This is a genomic window from Pseudomonas sp. X10, assembly GCF_054889225.1.
Genome location: NZ_CM142677.1, coordinates 4,288,484 through 4,301,526 on the forward strand (window position 1 = coordinate 4,288,484; position 13,043 = coordinate 4,301,526).

Below are 13,043 nucleotides of genomic sequence, written 5' to 3' on the forward strand. Positions count from 1 at the left end.
CACCGATTTACTCTCGTGCCAGCGATAGGACCGCAGATTCACCGTTTCGATCTGTCATTCATCGGCCGGATCGGAAAAAACCCCGGCTTCGCCGAGGCGCCCAGGAATGTTCAGGCCAAAATGCAGATAGGCGTGCCGGGTCACCACCCGCCCCCGCGGGGTGCGCATGATGTAGCCTTGCTGGATCAGGTAGGGCTCCAGCACGTCCTCGATGGTATGGCGCTCCTCGCTGATGGCTGCCGCCAGGCTATCGACCCCTACGGGGCCGCCATCGAACTTCTCGATCATGGTCAGCAGCAAGCGCCGGTCCTGATGGTCGAAACCCCGCTCGTCGACATCCAGCAGGTTCAGCGCCATGTCCGCAACAGCCTTGGTGATCTGTCCCTTGCCACGGACCTCGGCATAGTCACGCACGCGCCGCAGCAGGCGATTGGCGATCCGCGGCGTGCCCCGGGCACGGCGGGCGATCTCGAAGGCCCCCTGGTCCTCGATAGGCAAACCCAGGATGCCGCCGGAACGGCTGACGATGGTCGCCAGGTCGTCGTTGTTGTAGAACTCCAGTCGCTGGACAATCCCGAAGCGGTCGCGCAACGGGTTGGTCAACATGCCGGCACGGGTGGTTGCGCCGACCAAGGTAAAGGGCGGCAGGTCGAGTTTGATCGAACGCGCCGCCGGCCCTTCGCCGATCATGATATCCAGCTGGAAATCCTCCATGGCCGGATACAACACCTCCTCGACCACTGGCGACAAGCGGTGTATCTCGTCGATGAACAGCACGTCATGGGGCTCGAGGTTGGTCAGCAGTGCCGCAAGGTCCCCCGGACGCTCGAGGATCGGCCCCGAGGTGCTCTTGATCGACCCCCCCATCTCCTGGGCGATGATGTTCGCCAGGGTGGTCTTGCCCAATCCGGGCGGACCGAAGATCAAGGTGTGGTCGAGGGACTCGTTGCGCGCCCGGGCGGCCTGGATGAACAGTGCCATCTGCTCCCGCACCACCGGCTGGCCAATGTACTCTTCCAGGCGCAGCGGACGGATCGCACGGTCCTGAACCTCTTCGCGGTCACGCCCGCTGGCGGCTATCAGTCGGTCGGCTTCGATCACTTGGCAATCATTCCCTTCAGGCTGTGACGAATCAGCTCTTCACTGCTCAGGCTACCCTTGGCGTCCACGGCGGCCACGGCCTTGCTGGCCTCCTGGGGCTTATAACCCAGGGAAATCAGCGCACTGACCGCGTCGGTCTCGGCGCTGGAAACACTGGCTGCCGGCAACGGCCCATCGGAAACCAGGGTGAACATCGCCGGCGAAGTCTCCCAGGCCTTGAAGCGGTCCTTGAGCTCGACCAGCAGCCGCTCGGCGGTCTTCTTGCCGACGCCAGGGACACGTACCAGGACCGAGGCATCCTGGGCCTGGACGCAGCGCACTAGCTCATCGGCCTCCAGGCCCGACATCAGCGCCAGGGCCAGCTTGGGCCCGACGCCGTTGAGACGGATCAGCTCGCGAAACAACTCACGCTCGCGCTTTTCGTGAAAGCCGTAAAGCAGGTGGGCATCCTCGCGCACCACCAAGTGGGTGTGCAAGGTAACCGGTTCTCCGACCTTGGGCAGGCGGTACAGCGTAGTCATCGGCACCTCCAGCTCGTAGCCCAGGCCATTGACATCGACAATCAGGTACGGCGGCTGTTTTTCCGCCAGGGTGCCGCGCAAACGTCCAATCACGTTCCGATCCTTTTTTCCGGGGACCGGCCAGAGACCGGTCAACCCTATCAGCAAATGCGGCGGGTGAGCGTTTCACCCGGACAAAATGTGTATCAGCGCATGAAGCGGCTACAGACGCAAGCGTCCGCCCCGCCGTCGCGCCGTCGCCAGGCCATGGGGGACCAGGCTCGAACGGGTGTGGGCATGACACAGGGCGATGGCCAGGGCATCGGAGGCGTCGATCTGCGGCTTCTGAGTGAGCTTGAGCAAGTGCATCACCATCATCTGCACTTGCTCCTTGTTGGCTCCGCCAGTGCCAGCAACCGCCTGCTTGACCTGGGTCGCGCTGTATTCGGCGATCTCCAGGCCCTCTTCCACCGCGGCGACGATGGCAGCGCCACGGGCCTGGCCGAGCTTGAGCGCCGAGTCGGCATTACGCGCCATGAACACCCGCTCGATGCCCATGGTCACCGGGCCATATTGCTGGATGATCTCGCGTACACCGCGAAACACCACCTGCAGGCGCTCCTGCAGCTCACCGCTGCCGGTACGGATGCAGCCGGACGCCACGTATTCGCAGCCACGCCCGGTCTGGCGCACCACACCGTAGCCGGTGATCCGCGAACCGGGGTCGATACCAAGAATCAGAGTCATAACGCCTGCATGCAAGAGGGCGCCAAGGCGCCGCTGGAAACAGAGAAGCCGGAACCGCCAGAGGAGCTTGGCGCCCGCTGACAGTTCCGGCCTCGAACAGCCTGGAGTCTACCTTAGCCGAGTTTTTCCATGATCTCGTCAGAAATCTGGGCATTGGAGTAGACGTTCTGCACGTCATCCAGGTCCTCGAGCATATCGATCAGCTTGAGCACCTTCTGCGCCCCCTCCAGGTCTAGCTCGGCGCTGGTGGTCGGCTGCATGATGATCTCGGCATCGGCCGCCTTGAAGCCAGCCTCTTCCAAGGCGCTGCGCACCGCGTAGAAGCCGCTGAAGGAGGTGAATACGTCGAACGAGCCATCGTCATTGACTACCACGTCATCGGCATCGGCCTCCATGGCGGCTTCCATCAAGGAGTCTTCCTCCAGGCCCGGCGCGAAGCTGATCTGCCCCTTGCGCTCGAACAGGTAGGCTACCGAACCATCGGTACCGAGGTTGCCGCCACACTTGCCGAAGGCGTGACGCACGGCGGCGGCGGTTCGGTTGCGGTTGTCGGTCATGGCCTCGACCATGATGGCGACACCTCCTGGGCCGTAACCTTCGTAGGTGAGCTCTTCGACGTTGTCGCTTTCAGTGGTCCCAGCGCCACGGGCAATGGCGCGCTCGATGATGTCGCGGCTCATATTGGCGCCAAGCGCCTTGTCCAGCGCCAGGCGCAGGCGCGGGTTGGAAGCCGGATCGCCCCCGCCCTGCTTGGCGGCAACGGTCAGCTCGCGGATCCACTTGGTGAAGATCTTGCCTCTCTTGGCATCCTGGCGCTCTTTGCGGTGCTTGATGTTCGCCCACTTGGAATGACCAGCCATAACGCACTCCGAATCCTTTGAAACACTATCAGGCTCCGCCCGGACCGGACGGAACGACAAAATCCTGCGCCGAAACGCAAAGGCGCATCATGGTGGCCCGCGCAGTTGATCCGAATCAACTGCACTGGCCACCATGGATGCGCCCCGGGATCCGCTTACTCAGCCTTGGGCTGTTCGCGCAGGCGGATATGCAGCTCGCGCAGGGACTTCGCATCCACCAAGCCAGGTGCCTGGGTCATGACGCAGGCGGCGCTCTGGGTTTTCGGGAAAGCGATCACTTCACGGATCGACTGGGCACCGGTCATCAGCATGACCAGGCGGTCCAGGCCGAAGGCCAGGCCACCGTGTGGCGGTGCGCCGAATTTCAAGGCATCGAGCAGGAAGCCGAACTTCTCTTCCTGCTCCGCCGCGTCGATGCCCAGCAGGCGGAACACCGCCTGTTGCATTTCCTTGCGGTGGATACGGATCGAACCGCCACCAAGCTCGGTGCCGTTGAGGACCATGTCATAGGCACGCGACAGCGCGGTGGCCGGATTGGCTTCCAGCTCCTGGGGCGTGCACTTGGGCGCGGTGAACGGGTGGTGCAGCGCGGTGAAGCTGCCGTCGTCGTTCTCTTCGAACATCGGGAAGTCGACGACCCACAGCGGAGCCCACTGGCAGGTAAACAGCTCGAAGTCGTGGCCCAGGCGGATACGCAGGGCGCCCAGCGCTTCACTGACGATCTTGGCCTTGTCGGCACCGAAGAACACGATGTCGCCATCGACTGCACCAACGCGGTCGAGGATCACGTTCAGGTTGGCCTCGGGGATGTTCTTGACGATCGGCGACTGCAGGCCCTCGACACCCTTGGCGCGTTCGTTGACCTTGATGTAGGCCAGGCCCCTGGCGCCGTAGATGCCGACAAACTTGGTGTACTCGTCGATGCGGCTGCGCGGCATGCTCGCACCACCCGGCAAACGCAGGGCGGCAACACGGCACTTCGGATCGTTGGCCGGGCCGCTGAACACCTTGAATTCGACGTCCTTGAGCTGGTCGGCCACGTCCACCAGTTCCAGCGGGATGCGCAGGTCAGGCTTGTCGGAACCGTAGCGGCGCATGGCTTCTTCGAAGGTCATGTGCGGGAATTCGCCGAACTCCAGGTCCAGCACTTCCTTGAACAGCTTGCGGATCATGCCTTCGGTCAGGCCCATGATCTCGGATTCGTCGAGGAAGCTGGTCTCGATGTCGATCTGGGTGAATTCCGGCTGGCGGTCGGCACGCAGGTCTTCGTCGCGGAAGCACTTGGCAATCTGGTAGTAACGGTCGAAACCGGCGACCATCAACAGTTGCTTGAACAACTGCGGCGATTGCGGCAGGGCGAAGAAGCTGCCGGCGTGGGTACGGCTCGGCACCAGGTAGTCACGCGCACCTTCAGGCGTGGCACGGGTGAGGATCGGCGTCTCGACGTCGAGGAAGCCGTTCTCGTCGAGATAGCGACGGATGCTGCTGGTGATGCGCGAACGCAGGCGCAGCTTTTCGGCCATTTCTGGACGACGCAGGTCGATGAAGCGATAGCGCAGGCGGGTTTCTTCGCCAACGTCGGAATACTCGTTCAGTGGGAACGGAGGAGTCTCAGCCTCGTTGAGCACGGTCAGTTCATAACCCAGCACTTCGATGGCGCCGGACGCCATGTTCGGGTTGACCGCACCAGCCGGGCGTGGACGCACCTTGCCGGTGATTTGCACCACATACTCGCTACGCACACGGTCGGCCGCGGCGAAGCTGTCTGCGCGATCCGGATCGAAGACGACCTGAGCCATGCCTTCGCGATCACGGATATCGAGGAAGATCACCCCGCCGTGGTCGCGACGACGATGGACCCAGCCGCAAAGGGTGATTTCCTGGCCGTCCAGGCTCTCGTTCAGTTGGCCGCAATAATGGCTGCGCATCATGATGGTGGTTTCGCTTCTCGTGATTCGTGTATTCGGTGGAGGTCTTGGCCGCCCAAGGGGCTAATAGTGCAAGACCCGGTCGATGCAATTCAACTCAGTCGGGCTTGTCACCGCCCGCGAGGTTCTTTTTTGCACCGGTCTTGAAGTCGGTTTCGTACCAGCCGGTGCCGCTCAGACGAAAACCGGGCACCGACAACAGCTTCTTCAGCGCAGGGGCCTGGCAGGCCGGGCAATCGGTCAGCGGCGCGGCGCTGATCTTCTGCAACACTTCCATCTGGTGATTGCAGGAAGCACATTGATAGTCATAAAGGGGCATGAATGTCTCTCGTCAACCACAACGCAGGCTGCTTCTGGCAGCAAAAAGCGAGATTATATATGGTTAAGGAGTGCAGTGCAGCCCGCCAACCGATCAGCGCGACGATGGGGGATCCAGCAGCCAGGCTACGCAGATCACCCGGATCAGGCCACTGAAATTCTTCACCCCTCCATGGCGCAGGTGCACTTCACGGTCCACATAAGACAGCACGGCACTGACCGAACAACGATTGGCGTCGGCAATCCGCTCGAGAATCCGCCAATAGATGGACTCCAGGCGCAGGCAGGTGGCGAAACCGTTGAGCCTGACAGAGCGCGAGATGGGACGGACCTGATCCATGTCGAAATCCGCTTCGAACGGGTCTATACAGTCTTTGCCAGCCCAGTGCCCCTGGCAAGCCACGCGTTTCACCCATGCAGACATCCTTCAACGCTCCATTTCCGTGGAAAACACCTCCTGCGCTTTCCCGGGCGCAGGGACATGCCGTCAATGAAGCGCTGGACCCACCCTCCGAAGCCAGCAGAAAAGCTTTCCGCCCCAAACATGAATGCCCGACCCCACGAGGTGGGATCGGGCATTCACACAGGCACATCAAGCCGGCATTATCTTTCGTCGAGCAGCACTCGCAGCATCCACGCCGTCTTTTCATGCACCTGCATGCGTTGGGTGAGCAGATCGGCGGTCGGTTCGTCACTCACTTTGTCGACCACCGGGAAGATACTGCGGGCGGTGCGTACCACCGCTTCCTGGCCTTGCACCAGTTGGCGGATCATTTCGTCCGCTGGCGGCACCCCCTCTTCTTCCTTGATGGATGAATGGCGCGCATAGAAAGCATAGGAACCCGGCGCTGGGAAGCCCAACGCGCGGATACGCTCGGCAATCGAATCAACCGCCAGAGCCAGCTCGTTGTATTGCTCCTCGAACATCAGGTGCAGGGTGCGGAACGAAGGGCCGGTAACGTTCCAATGAAAGTTATGGGTTTTCAGATACAGGACGTAGGTATCCGACAGCAGGCGGGACAGCCCTTCGACGATAGATTTGCGATCTTCTTCACTGATACCGATATCGATTGCCATGAAGTTCCCCTTTCCATAAGGCTTGATGATCAAGCAGGCACGAAACACTGTATCAAGACTTGCCATACCCTGCATGCGGCACAGGGCAGCAGGCCAGCACCTGCGTCTGCTGATTTGAGAAGCCCCCGCCTTTGCTGTTAAATAGGCAGCGTGCCACCCGTGCGGACTGTCATTGCCTGGGTGCATAGGCTGGCCTCTCACGTTTTCGCGCTTCACACCTCACGCGCACCGTGAAACCAGCTCTTCCTGTGATCGGCCTTATCAATGTGAGCCAACCAACATGTTCAAGATCGTCCATCTGGTGACGGGCGTCGCAGCCTTGCTGCTGTCGCTCATTCCCAGCCTCAGAACCGAAGCGACACCCCTGCTGCAGCAGCCGGAGGCCGTGTACCTGGCCTTGCTCGGCCTGCTGAACCTGACCCTAGCCCCGGTCGTGCCCCAGTACTACAAAGGCATGCGCCATCACCTGCAACAACTGGCCAGCGCCTTGCTGGTCCTCGCCGTGGTCCTGCAGACCATCACTCTGCTGGCCCGCCCCGAACTGGATAACCTGCTTGCATTGGCCTGCGCCCTGCTGGCCGTCGTCCTGCACCTTGTGGCCGGCTTCGCCCGCGGCACCAGGAAAACCCGCGACAGCCAGACCACCCCGTACGATATGAGCAACCGCGACACGGGTACGGTCAAGTGGTTCAACACCTCGAAAGGGTTCGGCTTCATCTCCCGTGACTCCGGCGATGATATCTTCGTGCACTTCCGGGCCATTCGCGGCGAAGGACACCGGGTGCTTGTCGAAGGACAGCGCGTGGAGTTCTCAGTGATGCAGCGCGACAAGGGTCTGCAAGCCGAGGATGTGATCGCTGCACCGCGACGCTGAGCTGGTTCCGCAGCAGTAAAAAACAGGCCCGTCAAAACGGGCCTGTTTCATTTCATCTCTGCGCGCTTGCGCAACAGCACTCAATAGTGCGGCGGTGGTGGCTCATCCTCTCCGACCGAGAATTGGCCGACCATCTCCTCATAACGCTTGAGCAGCTCCGCTACCTGCAATTGCAAGCGCTCTATCACCCGCCCCTGCTCGACCAGCACATCATTGAGTGACTGAATAGTGTCATCCTGGAATGCCTGGCGGCTCTCAAGCTCGGTGACCCGTGATTCCAGAGACATGTCTCATTCCTCCAGGAAAGTGAAGTCATCGTTCAGCACTGCACGCAAACGCTGACGGATCTCGTCGACCCGTTCGGCGTCATACTCGGTGGCAGGCCGACTCCCCCAGACCGGTGCCGGCCAGGCGGCATCATCACGACGCCGAACGATCACATGCATGTGCAATTGGCTAACCACATTACCCAAGGTCGCGACATTCAGTTTATCGGCGGCGAAACTGTCCTTGAGGGTTTCGGCCAGATACGTCGTTTCCTTCCAGAGTTGCTGCTGATCGGTTTCATCAAGTTGAAACAGCTCGCTGATATCAGCGCGCCGGGGTACGAGGATGAACCAAGGGTAGTTGGCATCCTTGCTCAACAGCAGGCGGCACAATGGAAAGTCCCCCAGGACCAGGGTGTCCTGCTGAAGACGCGGATCGAGAACAAACACGGTTACAACCTCCTAATAATGCACAAGGCCCGCCGACATCGCGCAGGTCCATTGCCTGAAGGATACTCTTGTTCCCCTCCCCAAGGACATCGACAGACACGAGGTAGCGGCACTACTTTGGCTCGCTCCACAGCCCACATGGAGCAGCCTCGGTAACACAGCGCTACTTTTCGCACCAAAATGAGGCTTTGCACGCGATCAGCGCCACACTTTTCAGGCACAACCTACTCAGCTTCAACAGTCGACGGTAACGCTTTGACTTCAAAGGCAGCTTTTCCTTGGCTTACCCCCACGCAGACTGGCACACCATCAGACAGGTTTCGCCTCGTGTTTCCGGTGCTTTGCCCGTTCAATCAGTAAAAATGTGAAAATTTCATCAACGCCATGGAATTTTGAGCACGCTTGTTGCATTTCCTCCTCCTGAAGGTCGGCACGACACCTGCATAGCCAGGTGAACGCGACAAATAACAACAGCGGTATGGATTGACCAGGGAGTTCTTGCAGACAAAGGTCGTTTTCACACTACCTGTACCTCTGCAGAACAGCGCTGGCGTTGTACGCCTCGGGTACCCGGGACGTGATTTGCGACATGGATATAACAGTTAGCGACATGGCCATGAAGTTACCTAAAGGTTCTTTTTCCCCATATCGCCAAGACCAGTCAGCGTGATATACATTTTCGCCGACATAACAAGAAAGAGCTGCCCCATATAACTAGAAAACTTGGGCGCAGCAGTACTCTTCCTAAAAACCAAAGGAGCAAATCACGATGCGCGTGATGAAGTGGAGCATGATCGCCCTGGCCGTTGCGGCAGGGACCTCGCAGTTGGCCGTCGCGTCCTCGCAGGATGAGTCGAAGGGCTTTATCGAAGACAGCAAGCTCAATGTCAAAACCCGCATGCTGTATTTCAGCCGCGACTTCCGTAACGCGCCCAATGGCGCACAAAGCCGCGTCGAAGAGACCGGCCTGGGCTTCCTCGGCACCTTCGAGTCGGGCTTCACCCAAGGCACCATCGGTGTCGGTGTCGATGCCATCGGCATGCTCGGCCTGAAACTGGACAGTGGCAGGGGACGCGCAGGCACTGGCCTGTTCCCGGAAGGCTCCGATGGCCGCTCCCAGGATGACTATTCCGAAGGCGGCGCAGCGGTCAAATTCCGCATCTCCGATACCGTACTGAAAGTCGGTAACCAGTTCACGGAGCTTCCAGTGTTCGCAACCGACGACAGCCGCTTGCTGCCGGAAGTTGCCGAAGGCGCGCTGATCACCTCCGAAGAGATCGATGGCCTGACACTGCATGCCGGTCGTTTCACTGGCATGAACGCTCAGGAACAGACCCATCATGACAGCCTGCACCTGAAGGAAGCCAAGGTATTCGGCGGCACCTACGCCTTCAGCGACAACCTGAGCACCAGCCTGTACTACTCCAAGGTCGAGGACTACTGGCGCAAGTACTACGCCAACATCAACTGGGCACTGCCGATCTCCGACAGCCAAGGCCTGGTGTTCGACTTCAACATCTATGACACCAAGAGCGATGGCGCTGGTTTGCAGCGCGCCGCCAAGGACGACACCACCAAGCTCGACAACCGCGCGTTCAGCCTGTCCGGCGCCTATAACGTCGGCGCGCACACCTTCACCCTGGCCTTCCAGCGCGTGACCGGTGACGGCGACTACGGCTACGGCGTCGACGGCGGCGGTACCGTGTTCCTGGCCAACTCCATTGCTCGCTCAGACTTCAACGCCGAAGACGAGAAATCCTGGCAGGCCCGCTACGACCTGAACTTCGCCGAATACGGTATTCCAGGCCTGAGCTTCATGACCCGCTATGCCCGTGGTACCGGCGCCAACACCGCCACCACCAACAATGGCAAGGAATGGGAACGCGACATCGACATCAAGTACGTCCTGCAGGAAGGCCCGGCCAAGGATCTGAGCTTCCGCGTCCGCCAGGCAACCTACCGCACCAGCGATGGCGTGTACTACGGTTCGAACTCCATCGACGAACTGCGCCTGATCGTGGAGTACCCGCTGAGCATCCTGTAAGCCCCTGGCTCGCAGTGCCCCGCAATGAAAAGCCCGGCAGCGATGCCGGGCTTTTTCTTGGCTGACAAGCGCAGCGCCCTGGGGCATCCTGTACGCCTTCGTCTCGCCCCCGTACAATGCGGGGTCATATCAATGTCTTACGCAACCGACAACGGCCTAACATGCGCACCAGTCAATATTTGCTCGCCACCCAGAAAGAAACCCCTGCCGACGCAGTGGTCATCAGCCACCAGCTCATGCTGCGTGCCGGCATGATCCGCAAACTGGCCTCCGGCCTGTACACCTGGCTGCCGATGGGCCTGCGGGTGATGCGCAAGGTCGAGGCCGTGGTACGCGAGGAAATGAACGCCGCCGGTGCCCTGGAAGTGCTGATGCCAAGCATCCAGCCCGCCGAGTTGTGGCAAGAATCCGGCCGCTGGGAGCAATACGGCCCCGAGCTGCTGCGCCTGAAAGACCGCCATGCCCGTGACTTCTGTGTCGGCCCGACCCATGAAGAGGTCATCACAGACTTGGTGCGCAATGAGTTGAGCAGCTACAAGCAATTGCCGCTGAACCTGTACCAGATCCAGACCAAGTTCCGGGACGAGATCCGCCCACGCTTCGGCCTGATGCGCGGCCGCGAGTTCATCATGAAGGACGCCTACTCCTTCCATGCCGACCAGGATTCCCTGCAGGAAACCTACGAGCGCATGCACCAGGCCTACACCAACATCTTCACCCGCCTGGGCCTGGACTTCCGTCCAGTGCAGGCCGATACCGGCTCCATCGGCGGCAGTTACTCCCATGAGTTCCACGTCCTGGCCGAATCCGGCGAAGACGATGTGATTTTCAGCGACAGTTCCGACTACGCGGCCAACATCGAGAAAGCCGAAGCCGTCCCGCGTGAAGCCGCACGCCTGGCGCCGACCGAAGAACTGCGCCTGGTCGACACCCCGGATGCCAAGACCATCGCCCAACTGGTCGAGAACTACGGCCTGCCGATCGAGAAGACCGTCAAGACCCTGATCGTCCGCGGCGCGGAAGAAGGCAAACTGGTCGCCCTGATCGTGCGCGGCGACCACGAGCTGAACGAAATCAAGGCAGCCAAGCTCGAACAGGTCGCCGACCCGCTGGTCATGGCCACTGACGCCGAGCTGCGCGCCGCCATCGGCGCCGGCGCTGGCTCCCTCGGCCCGCTGAACCTGCCGCTGGAATGCATCATCGACCGCTCGGTAGCCCTGATGAGCGATTTCGGCATCGGCGCCAACATCGACGACAAGCACTACTTCGGCGTGAACTGGGAGCGCGACCTGCCGGTCCCTCAGGTCGCCGACCTGCGCAACGTGGTCGCTGGCGACCCGAGCCCGGATGGCCAGGGCACCCTGGTGATCAAGCGCGGTATCGAAGTCGGGCACATCTTCCAGCTCGGCACCAAATACAGCGAGGCACTCAAGTGCCAGGTACTGGGCGAGAGCGGCAAGCCTGTGACCCTCTCGATGGGCTGCTACGGCATCGGCGTCTCCCGCGTGGTCGCAGCCGCCATCGAGCAGAACTATGACGACAAAGGCATTATCTGGAGCGATGCCCTGGCCCCCTTCCAGATCGCCCTGGTACCACTGCGTTACGAGACAGAAGCGGTTCGCGAAGCCACCGACAAGCTCTACGCCGAGCTGACCGCAGCTGGCTTCGAGGTATTACTGGACGACCGCGACAAGAAGACCAGCCCGGGGATCAAGTTCGCCGATATGGAACTGATCGGTATTCCACACCGCATCGTCGTCAGCGACCGCGGCCTGGCCGAGGGCAATCTGGAGTACAAACACCGTACTGAACAGGATGCCCAGCCCGTGCCGGTGGCCGAGGTGCTGTCGTTCCTGCAAGCCCGCATCCGTCGCTGATAGCCAACGCGCGAGTGATCATGTTCAAGCGAAGTACCTTTACCCTGGGGGGCGCCGCACTATGCGGCGCCCTGCTCGTCAGCGGCTGCGCCAACCAGATGTCCCAGCGTAGCGAGCATGAGGAGCGCGTCGAGCGCAAGCTGCTCGAACACAGCCTGCAGATCGATGTCGGGGAGCCGAAAGTGCTGGAGCTCCCCCAACGGCGCGTGCGGATCCACGAGCAGAAGCACTTCGAGGTCACCGAGTTCGAAGTCACTCGTCGCTACGATCGCTACACGCCTTACCAACCCTGGCGGGAGCTCTACGAGATCCCCCTGGGCGCGGTGGCCGTGGTCGCTGGGGTGGGTGCCAACGTGGTGAACATCTTCGCCTTGGGCAACCTGCCTGAAAGCGTCACCCATGACTGGCTGAGCTACGGCGTGGCCGGGCTCAATCCGTTCATGAACGTGCAATCCAACGGCCGGGCTCAGCAGAACCTGGCCGGCATCAGCGAAGTGCAGAAGGACAAGCGCCAGGAATACGCCAGCCTGCCCTGGAGCGAACGCCTGGTCGAAGTCAAAGCCGGCAAGCTGACCCACGAGCTGACCACCGACAGGAACGGCGTACTACGCCTGAACCTGCTCGACAGTCCCTTCTCGGAACAGAACCTCAGCCACATCGGCACCCTGCACCTGCAGGTGCTCGATGAAGACAACGGGGTACGCGGCAATGCCAGCCTGCTGGTCAGCGGCAACCTGCGCAGCAAGCTGGTCGAAGCCCATGACCTGATCTTCGACGACCTGGAAGACGACGAGGTCAGCCAGTGGGTCCACCGGGTCAAACGCCTCTCAGAGCTGGGCCTGGAAGAGGAAGCCAGCGAACTGGAGCAGAGCCTGATCGAGCTGACCCGCAACGATCCGGAGCTGCAGCAGGAGTTTCTCAATGCCTTGACCAAGAACGCCGGTCGCCTGGTCGCTGACCCGGGCATTCACTGATGTTCCGGCCGGCGTCACCCTGACGTC

Annotated in this window: 14 protein-coding genes and 1 pseudogene; 5 read left to right on the forward strand and 10 right to left on the reverse strand. The window is 61.0% G+C overall.

Annotation, left to right across the window (positions count from 1 at the left end; genetic code table 11):
- Positions 1–54 precede the first annotated feature (54 nt).
- The 8 genes from ruvB to ACYU03_RS19545 all read right to left on the reverse strand — a co-directional run bounded on the left by ruvB (position 55) and on the right by ACYU03_RS19545 (position 6,531).
- Positions 55–1,101, reverse strand: a complete 1,047-nt coding sequence (ruvB, locus tag ACYU03_RS19510; protein ID WP_461886269.1) for a Holliday junction branch migration DNA helicase RuvB — start codon at positions 1,099–1,101, stop codon at positions 55–57.
- On the reverse strand, positions 1,098–1,715 hold the full coding sequence (gene ruvA, locus ACYU03_RS19515; RefSeq protein WP_461886270.1) for a Holliday junction branch migration protein RuvA: 618 nt from the start codon (positions 1,713–1,715) through the stop codon (positions 1,098–1,100). Before ruvA ends, ruvB begins: the two co-directional genes overlap by 4 nt.
- 108 nt (positions 1,716–1,823) lie before the next feature.
- On the reverse strand, positions 1,824–2,348 hold the full coding sequence (gene ruvC / locus ACYU03_RS19520; protein ID WP_461886271.1) for a crossover junction endodeoxyribonuclease RuvC: 525 nt from the start codon (positions 2,346–2,348) through the stop codon (positions 1,824–1,826).
- Positions 2,349–2,461: 113 nt separating this feature from the next.
- The gene (locus ACYU03_RS19525) at positions 2,462–3,208 is read right to left on the reverse strand and encodes a YebC/PmpR family DNA-binding transcriptional regulator (RefSeq protein WP_461886272.1); all 747 of its coding nucleotides are present in this window, start codon (positions 3,206–3,208) and stop codon (positions 2,462–2,464) included.
- A gap of 155 nt (positions 3,209–3,363) precedes the next feature.
- The gene (gene aspS / locus ACYU03_RS19530) at positions 3,364–5,139 is read right to left on the reverse strand and encodes an aspartate--tRNA ligase (RefSeq protein WP_461886273.1); all 1,776 of its coding nucleotides are present in this window, start codon (positions 5,137–5,139) and stop codon (positions 3,364–3,366) included.
- 94 nt (positions 5,140–5,233) lie between these two features.
- Entirely contained in the window at positions 5,234–5,455 is a 222-nt protein-coding gene (locus ACYU03_RS19535) for an FmdB family zinc ribbon protein (protein ID WP_461886274.1), read from the reverse strand.
- Between the two features lie 93 nt (positions 5,456–5,548).
- On the reverse strand, positions 5,549–5,878 hold the full coding sequence (locus ACYU03_RS19540; protein WP_461886275.1) for a ribbon-helix-helix domain-containing protein: 330 nt from the start codon (positions 5,876–5,878) through the stop codon (positions 5,549–5,551).
- 179 nt (positions 5,879–6,057) lie between these two features.
- Entirely contained in the window at positions 6,058–6,531 is a 474-nt protein-coding gene (locus tag ACYU03_RS19545; protein ID WP_461886276.1) for a Dps family protein, read from the reverse strand.
- Between the two features lie 280 nt (positions 6,532–6,811).
- Between ACYU03_RS19545 and ACYU03_RS19550 the strand changes: the two are divergent.
- Positions 6,812–7,069, forward strand: a pseudogene (locus ACYU03_RS19550) (cold shock domain-containing protein membrane protein); the annotation flags it as partial.
- A gap of 117 nt (positions 7,070–7,186) precedes the next feature.
- Complete coding sequence (locus tag ACYU03_RS19555) at positions 7,187–7,405, forward strand: cold-shock protein (RefSeq protein WP_461891504.1); 219 nt, start codon at positions 7,187–7,189, stop codon at positions 7,403–7,405.
- Positions 7,406–7,485: 80 nt separating this feature from the next.
- Here the strand turns inward: ACYU03_RS19555 and ACYU03_RS19560 are convergent, their stop codons facing one another.
- Positions 7,486–7,692, reverse strand: coding sequence for a SlyX family protein (locus ACYU03_RS19560; RefSeq protein ID WP_461886277.1), 207 nt, complete (start codon positions 7,690–7,692; stop codon positions 7,486–7,488).
- 3 nt (positions 7,693–7,695) lie between these two features.
- The gene (locus ACYU03_RS19565) at positions 7,696–8,121 is read right to left on the reverse strand and encodes an HIT family protein (RefSeq protein WP_461886278.1); all 426 of its coding nucleotides are present in this window, start codon (positions 8,119–8,121) and stop codon (positions 7,696–7,698) included.
- Between the two features lie 769 nt (positions 8,122–8,890).
- On the opposite strand from ACYU03_RS19565, the gene ACYU03_RS19570 reads away from it, so the two are divergent.
- From ACYU03_RS19570 to ACYU03_RS19580, 3 genes are all read left to right on the forward strand, one after another.
- Complete coding sequence (locus ACYU03_RS19570; RefSeq protein ID WP_461886279.1) at positions 8,891–10,165, forward strand: OprD family porin; 1,275 nt, start codon at positions 8,891–8,893, stop codon at positions 10,163–10,165.
- 161 nt (positions 10,166–10,326) lie between these two features.
- The gene (locus ACYU03_RS19575) at positions 10,327–12,042 is read left to right on the forward strand and encodes a proline--tRNA ligase (RefSeq protein ID WP_461886280.1); all 1,716 of its coding nucleotides are present in this window, start codon (positions 10,327–10,329) and stop codon (positions 12,040–12,042) included.
- Between the two features lie 20 nt (positions 12,043–12,062).
- Positions 12,063–13,016 (forward strand): hypothetical protein, encoded by a 954-nt coding sequence (locus ACYU03_RS19580; RefSeq protein WP_461886281.1) that lies wholly within the window; start codon positions 12,063–12,065, stop codon positions 13,014–13,016.
- Positions 13,017–13,043 lie beyond the last annotated feature (27 nt).

Excerpts from the sequence above, each read along its gene's own strand:
- ruvC (WP_461886271.1), bottom strand. The coding sequence starts at position 2,348 with ATGACTCTGATTCTTGGTATCGACCCCGGTTCGCGGATCACCGGCTAC.
- ACYU03_RS19555 (WP_461891504.1), top strand. The coding sequence starts at position 7,187 with ATGAGCAACCGCGACACGGGTACGGTCAAGTGGTTCAACACCTCGAAA.
- ACYU03_RS19580 (WP_461886281.1), top strand. The coding sequence starts at position 12,063 with ATGTTCAAGCGAAGTACCTTTACCCTGGGGGGCGCCGCACTATGCGGC.
- ACYU03_RS19540 (WP_461886275.1), bottom strand. The coding sequence starts at position 5,878 with ATGTCTGCATGGGTGAAACGCGTGGCTTGCCAGGGGCACTGGGCTGGC.
- aspS (WP_461886273.1), bottom strand. The coding sequence starts at position 5,139 with ATGATGCGCAGCCATTATTGCGGCCAACTGAACGAGAGCCTGGACGGC.
- ACYU03_RS19535 (WP_461886274.1), bottom strand. The coding sequence starts at position 5,455 with ATGCCCCTTTATGACTATCAATGTGCTTCCTGCAATCACCAGATGGAA.
- ACYU03_RS19570 (WP_461886279.1), top strand. The coding sequence starts at position 8,891 with ATGCGCGTGATGAAGTGGAGCATGATCGCCCTGGCCGTTGCGGCAGGG.
- ACYU03_RS19545 (WP_461886276.1), bottom strand. The coding sequence starts at position 6,531 with ATGGCAATCGATATCGGTATCAGTGAAGAAGATCGCAAATCTATCGTC.
- ACYU03_RS19525 (WP_461886272.1), bottom strand. The coding sequence starts at position 3,208 with ATGGCTGGTCATTCCAAGTGGGCGAACATCAAGCACCGCAAAGAGCGC.
- ACYU03_RS19560 (WP_461886277.1), bottom strand. The coding sequence starts at position 7,692 with ATGTCTCTGGAATCACGGGTCACCGAGCTTGAGAGCCGCCAGGCATTC.
- ACYU03_RS19575 (WP_461886280.1), top strand. The coding sequence starts at position 10,327 with ATGCGCACCAGTCAATATTTGCTCGCCACCCAGAAAGAAACCCCTGCC.